19 protein-coding genes are annotated in these 18,662 nt (G+C 51.4%); 10 read left to right on the top strand and 9 right to left on the bottom strand.

All coding sequences use genetic code 11. The features are described 5' to 3' along the window. Window positions 1–30 precede the first annotated feature (30 nt). Entirely contained in the window at window positions 31–1,233 is a 1,203-nt protein-coding gene (locus PCI15_RS05070; protein ID WP_271273278.1) for a YeeE/YedE family protein, read from the top strand. Window positions 1,234–1,281: 48 nt separating this feature from the next. Beyond that, the gene (locus PCI15_RS05065) at window positions 1,282–1,731 is read left to right on the top strand and encodes an RDD family protein (RefSeq protein ID WP_271273277.1); all 450 of its coding nucleotides are present in this window, start codon (window positions 1,282–1,284) and stop codon (window positions 1,729–1,731) included. A 66-nt stretch (window positions 1,732–1,797) separates the two neighbouring features. On the opposite strand, the gene lptG is transcribed toward PCI15_RS05065, so the two are convergent. Then, window positions 1,798–2,871, bottom strand: coding sequence for an LPS export ABC transporter permease LptG (gene lptG / locus PCI15_RS05060; RefSeq protein WP_271273276.1), 1,074 nt, complete (start codon window positions 2,869–2,871; stop codon window positions 1,798–1,800). After that, complete coding sequence (gene lptF, locus PCI15_RS05055; RefSeq protein ID WP_271273275.1) at window positions 2,864–3,997, bottom strand: LPS export ABC transporter permease LptF; 1,134 nt, start codon at window positions 3,995–3,997, stop codon at window positions 2,864–2,866. Before lptF ends, lptG begins: the two co-directional genes overlap by 8 nt. Window positions 3,998–4,286: 289 nt before the next feature. Here lptF and PCI15_RS05050 point away from each other — a divergent pair, with 289 nt between their 5' ends. The 4 genes from PCI15_RS05050 to PCI15_RS05035 all read left to right on the top strand — a co-directional run bounded on the left by PCI15_RS05050 (window position 4,287) and on the right by PCI15_RS05035 (window position 10,791). Next, on the top strand, window positions 4,287–5,807 hold the full coding sequence (locus PCI15_RS05050; RefSeq protein WP_271273274.1) for a leucyl aminopeptidase: 1,521 nt from the start codon (window positions 4,287–4,289) through the stop codon (window positions 5,805–5,807). A 113-nt stretch (window positions 5,808–5,920) separates the two neighbouring features. Beyond that, window positions 5,921–6,367 (top strand): DNA polymerase III subunit chi, encoded by a 447-nt coding sequence (locus PCI15_RS05045; RefSeq protein WP_271273273.1) that lies wholly within the window; start codon window positions 5,921–5,923, stop codon window positions 6,365–6,367. Between the two features lie 237 nt (window positions 6,368–6,604). After that, a complete protein-coding gene (locus PCI15_RS05040; RefSeq protein ID WP_271273272.1) occupies window positions 6,605–9,460 on the top strand; it encodes a valine--tRNA ligase in 2,856 nt (951 codons plus the stop codon). Between the two features lie 518 nt (window positions 9,461–9,978). Continuing rightward, window positions 9,979–10,791: a hypothetical protein gene (locus tag PCI15_RS05035; RefSeq protein WP_271273271.1), complete on the top strand. Its 813-nt coding sequence runs from the start codon at window positions 9,979–9,981 to the stop codon at window positions 10,789–10,791. Window positions 10,792–10,811: 20 nt separating this feature from the next. On the opposite strand, the gene PCI15_RS05030 is transcribed toward PCI15_RS05035, so the two are convergent. After that, a complete protein-coding gene (locus tag PCI15_RS05030; protein ID WP_271273270.1) occupies window positions 10,812–11,534 on the bottom strand; it encodes a spermidine synthase family protein in 723 nt (240 codons plus the stop codon). A gap of 218 nt (window positions 11,535–11,752) precedes the next feature. Continuing rightward, on the bottom strand, window positions 11,753–13,789 hold the full coding sequence (locus tag PCI15_RS05025; RefSeq protein ID WP_271273269.1) for a HAMP domain-containing methyl-accepting chemotaxis protein: 2,037 nt from the start codon (window positions 13,787–13,789) through the stop codon (window positions 11,753–11,755). Between the two features lie 409 nt (window positions 13,790–14,198). Here PCI15_RS05025 and PCI15_RS05020 point away from each other — a divergent pair, with 409 nt between their 5' ends. The 3 genes from PCI15_RS05020 to PCI15_RS05010 all read left to right on the top strand — a co-directional run bounded on the left by PCI15_RS05020 (window position 14,199) and on the right by PCI15_RS05010 (window position 15,311). Beyond that, complete coding sequence (locus PCI15_RS05020; protein ID WP_271273268.1) at window positions 14,199–14,459, top strand: type II toxin-antitoxin system Phd/YefM family antitoxin; 261 nt, start codon at window positions 14,199–14,201, stop codon at window positions 14,457–14,459. A 3-nt stretch (window positions 14,460–14,462) separates the two neighbouring features. After that, window positions 14,463–14,681, top strand: a complete 219-nt coding sequence (locus PCI15_RS05015) for a type II toxin-antitoxin system RelE/ParE family toxin (protein WP_271273267.1) — start codon at window positions 14,463–14,465, stop codon at window positions 14,679–14,681. A 168-nt stretch (window positions 14,682–14,849) separates the two neighbouring features. Beyond that, window positions 14,850–15,311: a hypothetical protein gene (locus PCI15_RS05010; protein WP_271273266.1), complete on the top strand. Its 462-nt coding sequence runs from the start codon at window positions 14,850–14,852 to the stop codon at window positions 15,309–15,311. A 58-nt stretch (window positions 15,312–15,369) separates the two neighbouring features. Here the strand turns inward: PCI15_RS05010 and PCI15_RS05005 are convergent, their stop codons facing one another. The 3 genes from PCI15_RS05005 to PCI15_RS04995 form a co-directional block, all read right to left on the bottom strand. Beyond that, entirely contained in the window at window positions 15,370–15,720 is a 351-nt protein-coding gene (locus tag PCI15_RS05005; RefSeq protein WP_271273265.1) for a DUF4870 domain-containing protein, read from the bottom strand. A gap of 182 nt (window positions 15,721–15,902) precedes the next feature. Next, entirely contained in the window at window positions 15,903–16,220 is a 318-nt protein-coding gene (locus PCI15_RS05000; RefSeq protein ID WP_271273264.1) for a helix-turn-helix domain-containing protein, read from the bottom strand. Window positions 16,221–16,339: 119 nt separating this feature from the next. Continuing rightward, complete coding sequence (locus PCI15_RS04995) at window positions 16,340–16,720, bottom strand: VOC family protein (RefSeq protein WP_271273263.1); 381 nt, start codon at window positions 16,718–16,720, stop codon at window positions 16,340–16,342. A gap of 276 nt (window positions 16,721–16,996) precedes the next feature. Here PCI15_RS04995 and PCI15_RS04990 point away from each other — a divergent pair, with 276 nt between their 5' ends. Next, on the top strand, window positions 16,997–17,977 hold the full coding sequence (locus PCI15_RS04990) for an NAD(P)H-binding protein (RefSeq protein WP_271273262.1): 981 nt from the start codon (window positions 16,997–16,999) through the stop codon (window positions 17,975–17,977). A gap of 59 nt (window positions 17,978–18,036) precedes the next feature. Here PCI15_RS04990 and PCI15_RS04985 read toward each other — a convergent pair whose 3' ends face one another. Then, entirely contained in the window at window positions 18,037–18,279 is a 243-nt protein-coding gene (locus tag PCI15_RS04985) for a DUF2442 domain-containing protein (RefSeq protein WP_271273261.1), read from the bottom strand. A 5-nt stretch (window positions 18,280–18,284) separates the two neighbouring features. Beyond that, window positions 18,285–18,554, bottom strand: coding sequence for a type II toxin-antitoxin system toxin DhiT (gene dhiT / locus PCI15_RS04980; RefSeq protein ID WP_271273260.1), 270 nt, complete (start codon window positions 18,552–18,554; stop codon window positions 18,285–18,287). Between the last annotated feature and the right edge of the window lie 108 nt (window positions 18,555–18,662).

Genomic DNA, 18,662 nt, shown 5'->3' with positions numbered 1-18,662 from the left:
AGCTAACCGCTCACCGTACAGGGACCAACCATGAGCCAGACTGCGCCACTGATCAGCCGGCCTTTATTCATCTCACTGGGGCTTTTTGCCCTGCTGGCGGGATTACTTTACCGCGATATCAGCGCCCATGCGGCCCTCCTGCTGATGCTTGGCGGCGCACTGGGGCTGGCATTATATCAGGCCTCCTTCGGTTTCACGGCAGCCTGGCGAAACCTGATCACTGAACGCCGCGGCCGTGGCCTGCGCGCCCAGATGCTGATGCTGGCCGTCGCTGTCTGTCTGATATTTCCGATTCTCGATGCCGGCAGCGCGTTCGGCAACGATGTTAACGGCTTTAACCGCCCGCTGGGCTTCTCAGTACTTTTTGGTGCTGCCCTGTTTGGCATTGGCATGCAAATCGCCGGCGGCTGTGGCTCAGGTAATCTGTTTCAGGTCGGCGGGGGCCAGTTACGGGCAATCCCGTCGATTATCGGCTTTATGGCCGGGGGCTTCTGGGCAACTGCCGATTACGAATGGTGGACCACCCTGCCCCAGCTGGCACCGGTTTCCAGCTTACAGAACCTCGGACTGATCACCGCGCTGGCGGTGAATCTGGCAGCGTTTGGCTTAATCGCCCTTGGCACCGTCTGGCTGGAAAAACGCCGGCACGGCGAATTACAGGCGGATGATGCCGGCAAGAACCTGCCACTGAGTAAGCGGTTACTTCGCGGCCCCTGGCCACTGATCTGGGGCGCAGTTGCGCTGGCGGTACTGAATTATATCGTGGTGATTGTGACCGGCCGTCCGTGGTCCGTTGCCCTGTCTTACCCCCTGTGGGGAACCAAACTGGCCCTCTGGCTGGATACCAGCCTGCAGCTGGGCTATGAACTGGAACCGGACTTCTGGACCTACTGGCTGCAGCCTGGCCGGGACGACGCCCTGCTGGAAAGCATCTGGGAAGATACCGTGTCCGTTATGAACATCGGCATTATACTCGGTGCTCTGCTGGCTGCCTCGCTGGCCGGGCGTTTCAGCTGGCAGTGGCGCATTCCGCCGCTGCACTGGCTGGCATCCGCATTAGGCGGTCTGATGCTGGGCTATGGCGCCACCATTTCCTTCGGCTGCAATATCGGAGCCTTCTTTGGCGGCATCGTTTCCGGTAGTATGCACGGCTGGCTATGGTTGGTCGGTGCCATCATCGGCAGTTATCTGGGCATCTGGATACGGCCGGTATTTAAACTCAGCCGAGCATAAACATCCGCCACCAACAGCTGACTGTTTTTACCTGTATACGAGACTGTAATGAATAAACCTTTCCCGGAACTAGACGGCGAACTCCGCCAGCCATCCCTGTTACGCCGCCTGGCAGCAATGGTGTATGACGGCCTGCTGGTTGTCGCGATCTGGATGTGTACAGGCTTTGTTGCGGTTGGCCTGAACGGTGGCGAATCCGTCTCCGGCCCGCTGTTCCAGAGCGTCCTGTTTTTAATTACCTTCGCCTTCTTCGCCTACTTCTGGATCCGTTTAGGTCAGACGCTGGGCATGCAGGCCTGGCAAATGCGGGTACAAACGATCGACAACTGCCACATTAATCTTAAACAGGCCCTGCTGCGTTTCATGATGGCAATCGTCTCATTTGCCTGTGGCGGCCTGGGCTTCCTGTGGATGCTGTTCTCTCCCGGAAAAGCCACCTGGCATGACAGCTTCTCAGAAACTCAGATTGTACTGCTGCCTAAAAAGCAAAAGTCATAAAACACGGTTACAAAAAAGCCGCTGCCTCCCCGGGAGACAGCGGCTTTTTTGATTCTGAGGCAGGCCTTACCCTGCCCGACGCAATAACCAGCTGCCAATTAACCCGCAGATAAGAATTGGCATCAGCGCGGCCCAGAAAGGCGCAATGCTGTACAGGGTACTGACCGGTGCCAGCAGATCCTGCGCAAATTTAAACATCACCCCAACGACCACACCGGAAATCACCCGCTGGCCAGTGGTTACGCTCCGTAGCGGCCCGAAAATAAACGAGATCGCCACCAGCACCAGCGCGATCATGGATAATGGCTGGAACAGCTTGCTCCAGAACGCCAGCATATAGGTGGTCGACTCCAGCCCCTGCTCACGCAAATAACTGCTATAGCTCAGCAAACCGGATATCGGCAGCTCATCCGGCTCAACGATGATCACCGACAACCGCTGTGGCGTCAGCTTTACATCCCAGTTCTGGGTGTCATAGCTGTTCGCCTGAGTGCGGTCTTCACTGAACAGGGTTTCCCGCACATTGCTCAGCAGCCACTTATCATCCGAATAACGGCCACTGGCGGCATAGCTACTGGAAATCAGGCTGTCATCCTGATCAAACTTATAACGGGTGACGCCTTTCAGAGAACCGTCCGGCAGCACCGCATTAATATGGATATATTCATCCCGCTCCCGGTGCCAGATACCATAACCGGACGTGATCGCCCCGTTACTGACCTTCACCGCCCGCCGGCTGTCCGCCAGCGTTTCGGTAACAGGCACCACGTACTCACCCAGCAGCACGGTAACAATGCCCAGCGCAATGATCGGCTTCAATACCGCCAATACGATCCGGCCAATGGAAATACCCGCAGCCCGCATCACTGTTAACTCACTGCCAGACGCCAGACTGCCCAGCCCGATCAGACACCCCACCAGACAACTCAGCGGAATAAAGTCATAAAAGCGTTTCGGTGTGGTGAGCGCCAGATACTCCAGTAACGCGCCCATGGTGAAACGGTCATTCACATCTTCCAGCTGATCCAGCATGGCAAACAGCACATCCAGACCAATCACAATGGCCAGCACCACCGCCAGAGAAGACAGCACCGCCGAGCTGATATAACGGTCCAGCCGGTTCATCATAATATCAGGCATCACCGGACTTCCCTTTCAGTAAGTTTTTAACCGACACTTTATCAGTAAAGATGCCCAGCCTGTCGCCAAGCTTTTCCCAGAACCGGCCGGCGAACAGCAAACTCATGGCAAAGCCGAAAAATGCCAGATGCACCACCCACATCACAAAAACCGGCGCATCGCCGTCTTCCACCAGCGTACGGGTGTTAGTCAGCAACAGCAGATACAGAAGATACAGCAGGATCGAAGGAATCAGTTTGGCAAACCGCCCCTGGCGTGGATTGGTTTTGCTCAGAGGCACCGCCAACAGGGCAACAATCAGACACATAACCGGCAGTGAAATGCGCCAGTGCAGCTGGGCCACTTCTTCAGGGGTACCGCCGAATAAATTCTCTGTGGTGGCCATATCGGTACCGGAAACCTCCGGTTCATCATCCGCTTCAGGTAAACGTATACCGTACTCTTCAAACTGAATTTCGCGATACTTTGCCTCACCGGGCTGGCCTTCGTAACGGAAACCGTTCTCCAGCACCAGATAACGGGCACCGGTTTCCGGATCAGTGACCTGTCGGCCAGTCTCAGCAGCCACCACCGCCAGCGGCTGGCCTGGAATGGTTTCGGACACAAAAATGCCCTCCATCCGGCGCGACTCACTGTTCAGCATTTCAATATAGGTTGAGCGGAAACCGTCCGGCTGCTCCTGAAAACGGCCCGGTACCACACTGTCCAGCGTACTTTGCTGGCTCTGCTGAAACACCGTTTCGGCTTTCTGTACGCCGGCAGGGGTCAGCCACAGGCTCATTACCGCTACGACCGCCGCCACCAGAGTGGCAGGCCCCAGCGTGTACAGAGATAAACGGCGCTGGCTCATGCCGGTGGCTTTCAGCACCGCCATTTCACTTTCCAGATACAGGCGGCCGTAGGCCAGCAAAATCCCCAGAAACAGCCCCAGTGGCAAAATAAGCTCAAGAAAACCCGGCATCCGGTACAGCATGAACTGAAAGACAGTATCCACGGAATACTTACCGGCCGCTGCATTGGTCAGGTAACGGATAAAACGGCCGCTCATAATAATCAGCAACAGGACGCCGCTGACGGCACTCATACTGAGCAAAACTTCACGGCTTATATAACGGAAGATAATCAACTTTTAATCTCTCGATGGCTTGAGATAAAACACATTCAACATACTGACTCTGCAAAGCCCCTGATGTTCCCGGAGCCGCTGGCCACAACGCGGTAAAAACATTTCCGATGTCACTGATCCGGTTGGGCAGATGCCACACATTCATATACACTTCAGCAAACGGCTGCACACAACCGTCTGACCCTTTACCGGTCAGCACCGGGTACAGTGCCAGGCCAACTGTTTTTACCGGCAAAACACCGCCGGCATTATCTTACAAAGCTGACACGATGTCTTCTCTGGAGTAACCATGCAATTTGAAATCTTTACCGATGCGGTCACCGACCTTGAAACCGAATGTCTTATTCTGGCCATTGCCCCGGAGGGTAAACTCAGCCCGTCCGCATTAGAAGTTGACGCTAAATCCGGCGGTTACCTGAGCGATATCGCTGCTGACCACAACGGTAAAGCCGGTGAAACCCTGCTGCTGCACAAGGTTCCGGGCATCAACGCCAAGCGCGTGGTACTGATGGGTGTTGGCAAACAGGAAGACCGTACCGACCGGACTCAGCGGAAAGTGATTGTTGCCGGTATGGGCCAGATCAAAGCCCTGAAACTGAGCAATGCGGTATTCGCGCTGGATCACATGGAAAGCAACGACGACGACCTGTACCGTCAGATCCGTCACAACACGGAATGGGCCAGCGCTGAGCTGTACCAGTACGATACCACCAAGAGCAAAAAAGCTGACGAACTGGCACTGGAATCATTGGCATTCCGTGTAGATGAAGCAGACGCAGAACTGGCGGAATACTCCATCGCCGACGGCAGCGCCATCGCCAACGGTGTTACCACCGCCCGTGAACTGGGCAACCTGCCGGGTAACATCTGTACCCCGACTTACCTGTCTGAAATTGCCATGGCACTGGACGCCGAATGCGACCAGCTGACCACCACGGTACTGGAAGAAGACCAGATGGCAGAACTGGGGATGTTCTCCCTGCTGTCGGTGGGTGAAGGTTCTATTCAGCCATCCAAACTGATCGTTATGGAATATAAAGGCGGTGAAGAAGGCGACAAGCCACACGTACTGGTCGGTAAAGGCATCACCTTTGATACCGGCGGCATCAGCCTGAAACCAGGCGCCAAGATGGACGAAATGAAGTTCGACATGTGCGGTGCCGCCAGCGTTATCGGTGCAATGGAATCCCTGACTGAAATGGCCCTGCCAATCAACGTGGTTGCCATCGTAGCCAGCGCCGAAAACATGCCATCCAGCAAAGCGACCAAGCCGGGCGATGTCGTTACCACCATGTCTGGCCAGACCGTTGAAATTCTGAATACCGACGCCGAAGGCCGCCTGGTACTGTGCGACGCCCTGACCTATGCCGAGCGCTTTGAGCCTGCATCTGTGGTCGACGTAGCGACCCTCACCGGTGCCTGCATCGTTGCACTGGGCCACCACACCGCTGGCCTGCTGAGTAATAATGATGAACTGGCCGACAGCCTGCTGGCAGCCGGTGAATTCTCTGCCGACCGCGCGTGGCGTCTGCCAATGGGCGAAGAATATCAGGAACAGCTGGACAGCAACTTTGCCGACATCGCCAACATCGGCGGCCCTTCTGCCGGTACGATTACCGCGGCATGCTTCCTGGCACGTTTCGCGGATAAATTCGCCTGGGCGCATCTGGATATCGCCGGTGTTGCCTGGAACAGCAACGGTAAAGCTAAAGGCTCTACAGGCCGCTGCGTACCGTTACTGTGCCAGCACCTGCTGAATCAGGTGGATGAAGGCGAAGAAGAACAGGAAGGCTGTGGCCACGACCACTGAGCCCGGCTATCTGAGCCCTGAACAGGCACAACGGCGGTTGAAATAACCGCCGTTTCTTCTTACATTAGCTACACACTGAACCACAGTCCGATTCACTTTCCTGAGACAAACCATTGAGCCAGGCCGACTTTTACGTCCTTACCGATACCCAGCATGACAGCCGCTATACCTTTCTCTGCCGGCTGGCAGATAAAGTGCTGGGCAAGGGCCGCCAGGTATTCATCTCAGTGGCCAGCGAACAGGAAGCCGAACGGCTTGATCAGCTCCTCTGGGATTACCGCCCGGAAGCCTTTATTCCTCACGGCATTATCAGTAATGCCAGCTCCGGAGCCGACACGCCGGCACCGGTTCAGATTGGCTGGGGCGATACCCTGCCGGAACACCGGGACGTATACATCAACCTGCATCTGGATACCGCCGGGGAAACCCTGAAGTTCGAGCGCATTCTGGAAATCGTCGTCCAGCAGGATGATATCCTGACCGCCACCCGAAAAAACTACGCCACCTACAAAGACGCCGGCATCGAAATCAAAATGCACGACATGCGGCCAAAATCCTGAGTTCTTACACTCAGTAACCAGCGCCCCACAACGCTTTACCTCCCCCAAAACCGGGCATACGGCTAACTGAAGCGAATTCATCCTATATTTGTGCCCTGCTCTATGTTTTCTGGCCCCGTCTGCCGGTATAATCGACACCAATTTTTTGCCAATTTATCACCCTCGCTGCTTTTAGCTGCAAGCCCGCCTCTGGGCTGTAACCGGCAAGTGTGAACATCTGCGTTTTGGACGAGCATAATGGATAAGACCTACCAGCCCCACGAGATCGAAAAATCCTGGTATAAAACCTGGGAAGACAACGGTTACTTCGCCCCATCCGGCGAAGGCGATTCATACTGCATCATGATTCCGCCACCGAACGTCACCGGCAGCCTGCACATGGGCCACGCTTTCCAGCACACCATCATGGACGCCCTGACCCGTTACCAGCGTATGCAGGGCAAAAACACCCTGTGGCAAGTGGGCACCGATCACGCCGGCATCGCAACCCAGATGGTCGTTGAACGCAAACTGGCCGCTGAAGAACAGAAAACCCGCCACGATCTCGGCCGTGAAAACTTCATCAACAAGATCTGGGAATGGAAAGAAGAATCCGGTGGCACCATTACCGGTCAGATGCGCCGTCTGGGTAACTCCGTCGACTGGCCAACCGAACGTTTCACCATGGACGACGGTTTCTACAACGCCGTCCAGGAAGTCTTTATCCGCCTGTATGACGAAGGCCTGATCTACCGTGGCAAACGCCTGGTGAACTGGGACCCGAAACTGCACACCGCTATCTCCGATCTGGAAGTGGAAAACCGCGACGTTAAAGGCAAGATGTGGTACCTGCGCTACCCGCTGGCCGACGGCGCAAAAACCGCTGAAGGCGATGACTTCCTCGTCGTGGCAACTACCCGTCCGGAAACTATGCTGGGCGACACCGGCGTCGCCGTTAACCCGGAAGACGACCGTTACAAAGCGCTGATCGGCAAAGAAATCATCCTGCCGCTGGTTGGCCGCCGTATCCCAATCGTTGCCGACGAACACGCCGACATGGAAAAAGGCACCGGCTGCGTGAAAATCACCCCGGCCCACGACTTCAACGATAACGAAGTCGGCAAACGCTGCGGTCTGCCAATGGTGAACATCCTCACCCTGAATGCAGACATCCGTGATGAAGCAGAATGCTTCAACACCGACGGCACGCCAAACACCGAAATGGACACCTTCATCCCGGAAAAATACCGGGGCATGGAACGTTTCGCGGCTCGCCGTGAAGTAGTTGCAGACTTCGAGGCCGCTGGCCTGCTGGTGAAGATCGACGAAAACGACATGACCATCCCGTACGGCGACCGTGGCGGTGTGGTTATCGAACCGATGCTGACCGACCAGTGGTTCGCCGATGCCAAGACGCTGGCCAAGCCAGCGGTTGAAGCGGTTGAAAACGGTGACATCCAGTTCGTGCCTAAGCAGTACGAAAACATGTACTACGCCTGGATGCGCGACATTCAGGACTGGTGTATCTCCCGTCAGTTGTGGTGGGGCCACCGTATCCCTGCTTACTACGACGCAGAAGGCAACGTATACGTGGCCAACAGCGCCGCAGCTGCCCGTGAGAAATACAATCTGGACGACAGCGTTGAGCTAACTCAGGACAACGACGTACTGGACACCTGGTTCAGTTCCGGCCTGTGGACCTTCGGTACCCTGGGCTGGCCTGAAAACACCCAGCGCCTGCAGACATTCCACCCGACCGACGTACTGGTGACCGGCTTTGACATCATCTTCTTCTGGGTTGCCCGGATGATCATGATGACCATGCACTTCATGAAAGACGAAGACGGCAAACCACAGGTACCGTTCAAAACCGTTTACGTTACCGGTCTGATCCGTGATGAAAACGGCGACAAGATGTCCAAGTCGAAGGGTAACGTACTGGACCCGCTGGACATGATCGACGGTATCGACCTGCCGGCCCTGCTGGAAAAACGTACCGGCAACATGATGCAGCCACAACAGGCTGAGAAAATCGGCAAGCGTACCGAAAAGCAGTTCCCGGAAGGCATCTCTGCACACGGCACCGACGCCCTGCGCTTCACCCTGGCAGCACTGGCCTCTACCGGCCGTGACATCAACTGGGACATGAAGCGACTGGAAGGTTACCGTAACTTCTGTAACAAGATCTGGAACGCTGCCCGTTACGTTCAGATGAACACCGAAGGCGAAGACTGTGGCCAGAATGGCGCAGCGGTAGAGCTGTCTCTCGCAGACCGCTGGATCATCAGCCAGCTGCAGCGCGTAGAAACCGAAGTGCAGAAGCACATGGACGAATACCGTTTCGACATGGCCTCTCAGTCACTGTATGACTTCATCTGGAACGAATACTGCAGCTGGTATCTGGAACTGTCCAAGCCGGTACTGTGGGACGACAACGCCTCAGCTGAAGCCAAACGCGGCACCCGTCAGACACTGGTTCACGCACTTGAGCAGATCCTGCGTCTGGCCCACCCGATCATGCCGTACATCACAGAAGAAATCTGGCAGTCAATCAAGACAGAAGCCGGGAAAGAAGGTGACACCATCATGCTGCAACCTTTCCCGCAGGGCGACAACGCCAAGCTGGATACAGAAGCAGAAGCCAACATTGAATGGCTGAAGGGTGTTATCACCGGTATCCGTAACATCCGTGGTGAGATGGGTATCTCCCCGGGTAAAGATCTGGACGTCCTGTTCAACAACGGCAGCGACGCTGACAAAGCACTTCTGGAAGCCAACCAGGCCTTCCTGTCCAAGCTGGCAGCACTGGGCTCCATCACCTGGCTGAACCCGGGCGATGAAGCACCGATGTCTGCAGTACAGCTGGTTGGTGATATGCAGGTACTGGTACCCATGGCCGGCCTGATCGACAAAGATGCCGAGCTTGCCCGTCTGAAGAAAGAAATGGACAAACTGCAGAAGGAAGCCGGCCGTCTGGAAGGCAAGCTGAACAACGAGAAGTTCGTTGCCAATGCCCCTGAAGCAGTGGTGGCTAAAGAGCGTGAAAAGTTAGGGGAGTTTAAGGCTTCGCTGACGCAGCTGACTGAGCAATATGGGAAGATTGAGGCGCTGTAATCAGCCCTCCATTTTCTTTGTCTGATAAAAATCCCAGCCTTTGAGCTGGGATTTTTTTTTGGTTCTTTTTTAGGTTGCTCCTTACTTTTCTTTAAAAAAGTCAGGAGCGGAGAGATCAGTGTATTTCTTTGTTACTCTGGTGGTGCTTAGCTTGGGATGGTCTTTTTCGACTTCGTCGAGTCAAGACCTTTAAACGGCTAAAGGTCTTAACAATCTAAAGGCCGCCCCACTGCTTGTCCAGCTTCGCCGGATGCCCTGCGCGTTTCACTGCCAACAGGCCTTCGCAAAACTCAGTCGCTCCGCTCCTTCAAACAATTTCTCAGGCTTATCTGTTGTCAGTTGCAATGCTCGGCTGCACAGAAGGGGAAGCTTGGTGCCAGTAGCTATATCTAATATTCAGCAAAAAACTTAGAAAAACGAACCAATACAACAAAATTATTTTTTGTTATCTTGATGTAACGTGCCACAGGAAGATACTGATTTACTTCATATTTTTTTATTAACAGGGAATAAAGTTAATGAATCAACAAGCTATTCAGAATTCAAAAAAAGTAAACTTTGAACCTTTTCGCTTAAGTAAATACATCGAACAGCATGGAACAATTATCACCCTGTTTATTGCAACCGTAGGCTTATTAGGCCCTATTGGCTATCTGACGGGTACTATCTATCATCTCGTGTACCTAAGTGAATTTGGTATAAACTCAGGTTCTTTTTCCTTAAGTGTACAAGAATCATATCTATACGCTTACTTGGTAGGCACACATTATATAAATTCATTTTCAAATATTATTTCCAGTAAATCAGGACTAACTTACTTCTTATGTTTTATAGCTGGCTCAGTGTTATTTACATACTTAGTAGCTAAAATTGCACGTTATTGGATAGAAACAAAAGAACATCCAACGAAAACAAGTTCAAAACTAAACAACTTCTTTCAATTTTTTCACTATGAAAATAACGACTTCTCTAAAGCCATTATCGTTGTCTACGAAACTGTTCATTGGCTGGGAAGTACGACCCTAACAGTCCTTTTTTTCATACTAATATGGTCATCCATCCTATTAAGTTCCTACGAACAAGCACAAAGTACAGCACAAAAAGGAATTACAACTTACCTGGAATCTGGCTGCCACTACCCTGAGGATAAAGAGTTATATAACTGCTCTCAGATTTTAGATCAAACAGGAAAAATTATAATAGAAGGAATGCTCGTCATTTCATCGAAAGACAAGCTGGCAGTTTTTACAAAAAAAGGAACCTTCATTCATACCTTACAACCTAACGAAACACTGTTCAGACCTAGACAGCACCAAGTCATAAAAAATTAAGACAGCAAAATCGTAAGGTGTCAGCCTTTTACGCAAACATAAACCGAATTCGTAGACTCACTACCCAGGAACGGGTTGTAGAAAGGTACGATGTGGGATTCGACACTGTCGAATACGGTCTTCAGCAGCTCGATAAAACTATCTTCAGGGAGGTTTTGGGACCACATGGCGAACACGCCTTTCGGCTTTAGTTGTTCAGCCATGAGTGACAGATTTTCGGTGGTGTAGAAACTGGCGTTAGATGCGTTCAGGTATTCTGTTGGGGAGTGGTCGATATCCAACAGGATGGCATCAAACTTCCGGCCCGGACTTTGTGGGTCGAAGCCGTTTTCAGGGTCGGTTGCTAAATCGAAGAAACTGCCGTGTACATAGCGATTACGGGTATCTGCATTCAAAACCTTGCCCAGCGGCACCAGTTCATCCTGATGCCAGCCGATTACCGTATCCAGTGCATCTACCACCAACTGCTCAGAGATGCGTTCATCCTTTAGCGCAGCCACAGCGGTATAACCCAAGCCCAGACCACCGACGACCACAGAGAGATCATCCCCCTCCACTGCGGCAAGACCCAGATCAGAAAGCGCTTCTTCCGCCTCAACAAACATGCTGGACATCAGAAACTCATCACCGAGCTTCACTTCATAAATGTCTCTGTCACTGAACGCAGGTAAGCGCCGCCGACGCAGGGAGATATTACCCAGCGGCGACGGCTGGCAGTCGATTTCTTTGAAGAGCAGAGACATGAGCAGGGTTATCCTGAAGAACTGAATGTTACATGATCATACCGAATAGATTTTAGCCACTAAAGGGAAAACTGCTTTAACAGCAGAATATACCGGTACAAATCTCAAAGCAGTAATAAAGCTAAACAGAAACAAACATACGCGCTTCCGTAGTTAATAGAATAAGCCAGCTTAGCTCCTTGCAGCATCTGATGCTGGCTTATTTACAAAGCTCCTGTTTAAGAAACCTTAAACGTCGCGACCACACTCTTTAACTGTTCCAGTTTAGAGGTCATCTCATGGCCGGCTTCCACGGTGTCATTCGCATGGGTGGAGGTTTCCCGGGAGATGTCACTGATGGTCTGTATGTTCTGGCTGATATCAGCAGTTACACTGGCCTGCTCTTCAGAGGCCACAGCGATCTGGCTGGCCATGTCCTGAATCTGTTTCACCGATTCAGATATCTGCTGTAGCGATTCGCCGGACACCCGTGCCTGTTCGCTGGTTTCTACCGCAATGTTTTGGCTTAAGCCCATCACATTCACGGCTTTATCAGCCCCCTGCTGCAGCGAGTGGATAATATCGTTAATGCTGGTGATTGAATCCTGAGTCTTGGAGGCCAGTGAACGAACCTCATCAGCAACCACCGCAAAGCCCCTGCCCTGTTCACCTGCCCGCGCCGCTTCAATAGCCGCGTTCAGTGCCAGCAGGTTTGTCTGGTCGGCAATGCCACCGATGACTTCAGATATCGAGTTAATCGCCAGGCTCTGTTCCTGTACCGCAGAAATAGATTCTGAGGCCCGGGCAATTTCAGCGCACAGCTTTTCAATGGTCACTATGGTTTGTTCCACGTTCCGCTGACCTTTCTGCGTAATCGCTTCCGAGTCATCAGTTATCTGCGCACAGCCGGCGGCGTTCTGAGCCACTTCGTTAACCGTCAGGGTCATTTCTTCAACAGCCGTGGCCACCAGCTCGGTTTGCTGGTACTGGGACTGCACATTGTCGTTGGTCTGCTCTGCAATGTTGGTCGTCGCCTGGCTTGACTGGGCAATCGCACCGGACAGATCATGAATGTTCCCCACCAGATTCTTCAGGTTGTCGTTCATTCTGATCATTGAAAGGTACAGCCCCTCAGCCTTATAGCCCGGCTCAAACTGAGTGGTTAAGTCCCCTTTCGAGATCCGGTCTGCCAGTCGGGCCATATCTTCCGGCTCACCGCCCAACGGTTTGGTCACGGCTCTGCTGATAACATAGGCAAGGCTGGCACCTAACACGACGGTTAGCAGTAAACTGCCGATCAGTACACTGTGTAAGAAGTTCACCGCATCTGATAACGCTGCCTGATCCGTCTCATAGAGTTTCTTCTGCGAGGTCCGCATATCCACCAGTATCTGCTGAATCTCTTTCGCTTTCGGTGCAGCTTTAGTGCCTAACCACGCATTCGCTTTGTTCCAGTCAGTGTTGCTGCGCGAGGCAAACATTTCTGTCACATAAGGGTAAAACTCTTCACGCAGCGACTTATATTCCTGCCATAACGGCAGCTGTTTATCTGTAAAAAACTCCGTACGCCCTTCGAGGCTTTTCACCTGCTGGCTGTTTTTATCCCACAGGCGCTCAAAACTGTTTCTGAACTTTTCATCACCGGACAACAGATAAGCCCGGATATTCGCCAGACTCAGAGCAAAGGAGGCCCGGCTGTCGGCAAAACTCTTCAACAGACGTTTACGTTCAAGGCCTGCAAAGGCATCCATTTCGTCTTCAATGAGTTCTGTCAGCACTTCTATGGTTTTCGCTGCAGTGGGCGCAGCCTGTGTTAACAGAATGTCATAGGAAGGGATGTTCGCACCGGTGTGGGCGATATCTTCAATTTCCTGCTGGGCAACCCGGAACTCTTCAATGAGCGATTTCATCCGGTTCAGCTTGTCGATGTTGTCCGGTACGGTCCAGCTCTGAGAGAAAGCTTCCAGTTCCTGTAACGAAGCATCAAGTACCTGCCACCCTGTCGCCCGTTCACTTTTAAAAACATCAGCTTTCACAGGATCGGCGCCTAAAATCAGATACCCCCGTAACCCGGATAAGGTCTGGTTAATCGCTCCGGATAACTTAATTCCGGACTCCACCGTCGGTGCCCGGACATTCAGCAACGATTCCTGCGCCTTAAGCGTGTTCCCCAACTGAACATATACCGCAATAGAACTGACTATCGATATAACAATCAGAATTCCAAATCCCAGAAAAAGCGTCGACCTGACCTTTAACCCTGACAGCAGAACCATATGTAATCCTTGTTATGATTATATTTTTGTTCGCTAATATAATCAGTCCAGCCTGATACTTCTATCCCAATAACAACCATTTTGAGACACTATTGTCATATGTTTATGTTCAGCGCTGCTTAAGTAAACGTCCTAGTCTGATTCCTGCATGCATGCCCGGCTAATCAAGCCCCGAAAGCTTAAATTCTGCATGACATATCCATCGCACTGATCAAACACAGCAGCACAATTACCTTTCTGAACAGACTCTCTCAGTACGGTTCTGAACAGCACTTCAGCCCAACCGGAACACAAAGGTATATCTCCTGCACAAATAAGGAAAAAATCTGCAAAATTCCCCCCGATGGAACAAAGTATGCTTTCAACTTATACTGATTAAACTGATCAATTTAATTACTCCGGGGGACAGATGGAAACTCTCAGTGCCAGTGATGCCAAACGGGAATTCGGAGAACTGATTCTTAAAGCTCAGAGCGGCCCGGTCGGAATCAATAAGAACGGCAAGCCCGTTGCAGTGGTATTGTCGGCAAAAGAATATGAGCGCCTTCATCAGTTACACATGAAAACACTACAGGCCGAACTTGAAGAAGGTTTAGAGGATATAAAAGCCGGTCGCATCAGTGACGGTACAGAAGTCATCAACCGGCTCAGGAACCGTCTGGGAGATTAAACCATGCAGTACAGCTTTACGGATAAAGCTGAGCAAGATCTGGAAGGAATCATAGATTTTACAGTGTATCGCTGGGGAAGAATTCAGGCTGATGCTTATATTACCCGGCTCCAGCAAACACTGGCGCATCTTTCTGCGTTTCCGAAAACAGCTAAACACCGTCCGGAACTGGGAAACGGCATTTACAGTTCCCGTTTCAGCGCCATATTATTTACTTCGTAATCAGTGAAAACAGTCTGACGGTGCTAAGAGTTCTGCACAGCGCTATGGACCTGCACCATCATATCGCCCCGTAAAAAAGCACTAATCATCCGATAAGTATTTATCAGTCGAACAGTCCCTGCCAAACCAGTAACCTTGTTCCTTTTTAACTGTTACGAGTGCCCTGCCGTGTCTGCCGATATCACCCTGGTTAACCAGCAAATTGAAAACTACTTTACTCACATTGAAACCCAGATTTTCAGCGGCGATATGTTCGCTCAGTGGCAGGGTGCTTTTGAGGTAAAGAAGGTCTGCGTTAAAAAAGATAATGCCGATATCAAGTATGATCTGGATGTGCGCCTGCAGCACTGGCCAGAAGGCGTGGTCGTGAAGGTTTACAAACATAAGGCACTGGCAGCCCTTCCGAGTGTGAATAACCCTGCCGTTGCCTGTGAATATCTGAAAACGGAAGCAGCGGTGGCGGCTAAATTCTGGAAAGACACCTTCTACTTCTCACACCGGACGGATCTGGATGATGCCCGTTACGTACTGCGTGAAGGCAACGATATGACGGAAGAGGATGCGGTTACATGCCTGAATATGCTGAAAGCATTTATCGAAGAAACCGAAAGCATTCTGGCTGCAAAATAACAGTCGGTCATACAGGCAGACAGATTCATGCAGAGCTGTCTGCCTGTAAGCCGGATGTTTATTTGATCAGACGAATCGCATACGGCACCCGAAACGGTTTGCCCTTTGAGGTAGCCACGGCCCCCATAATGCAAAAAATCAGATGACACAGGCCGATCAGCGGAATCAGGATGACGCCGATCACAATAAAGCTAAGCAGGAAGGCAACAAAATAGGCAATCATTGCGGTGATTGACCAGTTCAGAGATTCTTTAGACTGATCCTGCACATAGGCATCGTCGGTTTTAATAAGATACAGAAGTAAGCCGGGAATAAATCCCAGAAAGAAGGTGCCAATCCATGACAGTAATGCCATGTTCTTAGCATCCTGAGACACGCCGTTAACATCCTGTGCCGTACCATTATCCATTATTCGCCTCATAAACCGGTAACTGAAAGGAAGGTTATCAATCTATCCGGCACAGCTCAGCGACTCAAGTATCAATAGCTGTTTTTTTACAGAGAAAAGGCTTACCTCCGCCAGACAAGCATGTCTGTCAGAACTGGCTGGCAGGCAGCACGGGCGCTTCATTCAGTCAGCGCAAGCCCCGGTTACTCCTGTTCGGCGATATACGCCAGCGTATCCGGATGATCCTTAATTAAACGAATTAACGTCACCGCCTGATCATTTGGCCGGGCCAGATCATGCTCCCAGGATTCCAGGGTGGTCACGGTAGTGTGTAACAAGGCGGCAAATTCTAACTGTGAAAGGTGGAGTGCCTGCCGGAGATGAAGAATCTCCTCAGCGGTAATATCAGGGACAGGTACTTCACCTGTTTCAACAGACTCAAGAACGTCTTTTCCCTGAAAATAATGGCAGGCTTCGCTTAACGCACTGCTTAATTCATCTAACAAACTCTGGCTACTCATGGAGTCCTTCCTGGATAACCTGCACCGGCACATTACCGGTGCCCCTACTCATAATGTAGACCAACAATATGAGTAGTCACGTACCGAACAGCCTTTGGTCAGCAAAACGGGCTCCTTCTCTAAATATTTTGCCCGATTCGCCACAACACGCCGCTGGGGTCGGTCAGCACAAAGTCCAGCATCTTCCAGGGCTGTTCTGTCACTTCTGATACCTGCACGTCATACTTAGCAGTGATGCCGCTGTTCACGACATGCCGGTGCCAGGCGGCAGCATCATTTACAAGCAAGTGCATCATGAAGTTTTCGCAGTGTCTGGGTTCATAAAACTCCTGCAGTAAAAAGCTGCTGTTACCATAGTAAAAATAGGCAACCCCGCCGCCTTCTGATGCCTGAGTGAAGCCAAGATCAGCATAAAACTGCTTCGAGAGTGCAAAATCTTTTGCCGGCACAAAGGCTTTAATTTCGGTGACCTGCAGATCTTTTTGTAATGCCGTGCTCATATTATTCCCCGGGTCATGATTCACCTTCAAACAAATAGTAATAATTACCATTTACACAACAATCAAACAACATTTGGATATCCGCTACCGAACCGACATGCCCCTTTACGACAGGCCCTACGACAGCAGGTAAACTGGCCCTACACCAAAGCCCAATCCCTGAGGATCATGGCTCCATAGGGTACATGCACATATCAGGTTCAGGGCTGCTCAGATGCTGCTGACGAATCCATACCGCACACACTAATTCCACACTTACACCCGGAGATACATCCCATGACCAAACCTGTTGTTCTGGTTACTTCTGCTACCGGCCGTATCGGTAAAGAACTGGTTGCCCGTCTGTCTCAGGCTGGCGAATTCACTGTCCGCGCCTGCTATCACAGTGAATCTAAAGTTGCCGACCTGAAAGCCGTGGGTGCTGATGAAACGGTCTTCTTTGATCTGAATGATGCCGCTACCTGGGACGCTGCTCTGCAAGGCGTAAGCGCAATCTACTCTGCGTCGCTGGACCCGATGCTGGAAGGTCACCTGAATTTCTGTAAAGAACTGGGTAACCGTACCGACAGTATCAAACATGTTGTTCGCGTGAGCTGCATGGGCGCCGATACCAACACAGCCTCTTACGAAGCCGACCAGCACTCTTCCCGTGAAGGCGCATCTATTCCGCTGATGCTGCAACACTACTGGTGGGGTGAGAAAGCCCTGATTGAAGCAGGCCTGAACGTTACCGTACTGCGTAACAACTTCTTCATGAACCACCTGCTGAAAACCGATTGCGATAACATCGCGCAGGAAGGCTGGTTCACCAACCCACTGGGTAAAGCCCGTAATTCTTTTGTTGCCACCCGTGACATTGCTGAAGCAGCAGCAGTTGTGCTGACTGAAGGCCCTGACCGCCACAGCAACAAGTTCTATGACATTACCGGCCCGCAACCACAGACCATGGCTGAAATCGCTGCGGATCTGGGCCGTGCGATGGATAAAGACATTGAATACCGTCCACAGTCTATGGAAAGCTTCGAAGCGGATTTCGGTGCAACCCGTGCGGAATTCTTTGAATATCTGGTCAACGGTTTCTATTGCCGTTGCAGCCCGGACTTCTACAACCTGACCGGTCACAAGCCAACGTCTTACTACGACTACCTGACCACCAAAGGTGCTTCCGGCGAGACCGGCCTGGAAGAACTGTGGCAGGGTAACCTGTGGAAAAAAGGCGAAGACGCCATGAAAGAAGCTGCAGCGGTTAAGAGCTAAGCCCCGGCATAAAAAAATACCTCTTCGGGAAAACCTGAAGAGGTATTTTTTAAGAACAGTTAACCGCTTAATTTCACACTGTTTAAATACAAAGTATCTTTACTGAAATCCTGCCCGTCAGGCCACTCCACGGCACCAAAAGCCACTCTGGCCCGCGCAAAGTACTCACGGTTATTTAACGCACGAAAAACACCTTTATCCAGATAAGGTGAAACATCAAATTCTTTTACCGCATTGTCTGAAAAAACAATTCTGAGCCGGTAATTATCTATCGGAAAAACATCTATCACTTCAGGATTCATGCTGGTCACTTTAATGGAGGAATCTTAAATACAGGCTCTCCGTTAACCGCTAACTGCCAGTCAGCCAGTAAATCTTCTTTGTGTATTTCGATCCATGCATCTACCAGCTTTAACTTATTTGCCGGCAGGCTGCCTTCCAGCAATCTTCCGTCATGTATAGCCAGTACAGCGCTGCGCTCCTGATAATACACATGAATATGGGGCAGCTTGTGCTGCTGGTTATCAAAATAATACATACGGATTATTAAACCGTAAAACATCGAAATCGTCGGCATAACATCTTCCCTGATAAACCCGTACGAACCGTCCTGTCTTGCTAATGTTAATCCTCCCTGTAAATCACTGCAATCAGAGCGTTAAAGAACGACCATCCCTTCAGAAGT

It is taken from the genome of Aliamphritea hakodatensis, from assembly GCF_024347195.1.
Classification (GTDB): Bacteria; Pseudomonadota; Gammaproteobacteria; order Pseudomonadales; family Balneatricaceae; genus Amphritea; species Amphritea hakodatensis.
This window is presented reverse-complemented; position numbering and strand designations above follow the sequence as displayed.

Bases quoted from the DNA above. Each gene is read 5' to 3' on its own strand.
- PCI15_RS05070 (WP_271273278.1), top strand. From the start codon at position 31: ATGAGCCAGACTGCGCCACTGATCAGCCGGCCTTTATTCATCTCACTG.
- PCI15_RS05065 (WP_271273277.1), top strand. From the start codon at position 1,282: ATGAATAAACCTTTCCCGGAACTAGACGGCGAACTCCGCCAGCCATCC.
- lptG (WP_271273276.1), bottom strand. From the start codon at position 2,871: ATGCCTGATATTATGATGAACCGGCTGGACCGTTATATCAGCTCGGCG.
- PCI15_RS05050 (WP_271273274.1), top strand. From the start codon at position 4,287: ATGCAATTTGAAATCTTTACCGATGCGGTCACCGACCTTGAAACCGAA.
- PCI15_RS05040 (WP_271273272.1), top strand. From the start codon at position 6,605: ATGGATAAGACCTACCAGCCCCACGAGATCGAAAAATCCTGGTATAAA.
- PCI15_RS05035 (WP_271273271.1), top strand. From the start codon at position 9,979: ATGAATCAACAAGCTATTCAGAATTCAAAAAAAGTAAACTTTGAACCT.
- PCI15_RS05030 (WP_271273270.1), bottom strand. From the start codon at position 11,534: ATGTCTCTGCTCTTCAAAGAAATCGACTGCCAGCCGTCGCCGCTGGGT.
- PCI15_RS05025 (WP_271273269.1), bottom strand. From the start codon at position 13,789: ATGGTTCTGCTGTCAGGGTTAAAGGTCAGGTCGACGCTTTTTCTGGGA.
- PCI15_RS05020 (WP_271273268.1), top strand. From the start codon at position 14,199: ATGGAAACTCTCAGTGCCAGTGATGCCAAACGGGAATTCGGAGAACTG.
- PCI15_RS05015 (WP_271273267.1), top strand. From the start codon at position 14,463: ATGCAGTACAGCTTTACGGATAAAGCTGAGCAAGATCTGGAAGGAATC.
- PCI15_RS05005 (WP_271273265.1), bottom strand. From the start codon at position 15,720: ATGGATAATGGTACGGCACAGGATGTTAACGGCGTGTCTCAGGATGCT.
- PCI15_RS05000 (WP_271273264.1), bottom strand. From the start codon at position 16,220: ATGAGTAGCCAGAGTTTGTTAGATGAATTAAGCAGTGCGTTAAGCGAA.
- PCI15_RS04995 (WP_271273263.1), bottom strand. From the start codon at position 16,720: ATGAGCACGGCATTACAAAAAGATCTGCAGGTCACCGAAATTAAAGCC.
- PCI15_RS04990 (WP_271273262.1), top strand. From the start codon at position 16,997: ATGACCAAACCTGTTGTTCTGGTTACTTCTGCTACCGGCCGTATCGGT.
- PCI15_RS04985 (WP_271273261.1), bottom strand. From the start codon at position 18,279: ATGAATCCTGAAGTGATAGATGTTTTTCCGATAGATAATTACCGGCTC.
- dhiT (WP_271273260.1), bottom strand. From the start codon at position 18,554: ATGCCGACGATTTCGATGTTTTACGGTTTAATAATCCGTATGTATTAT.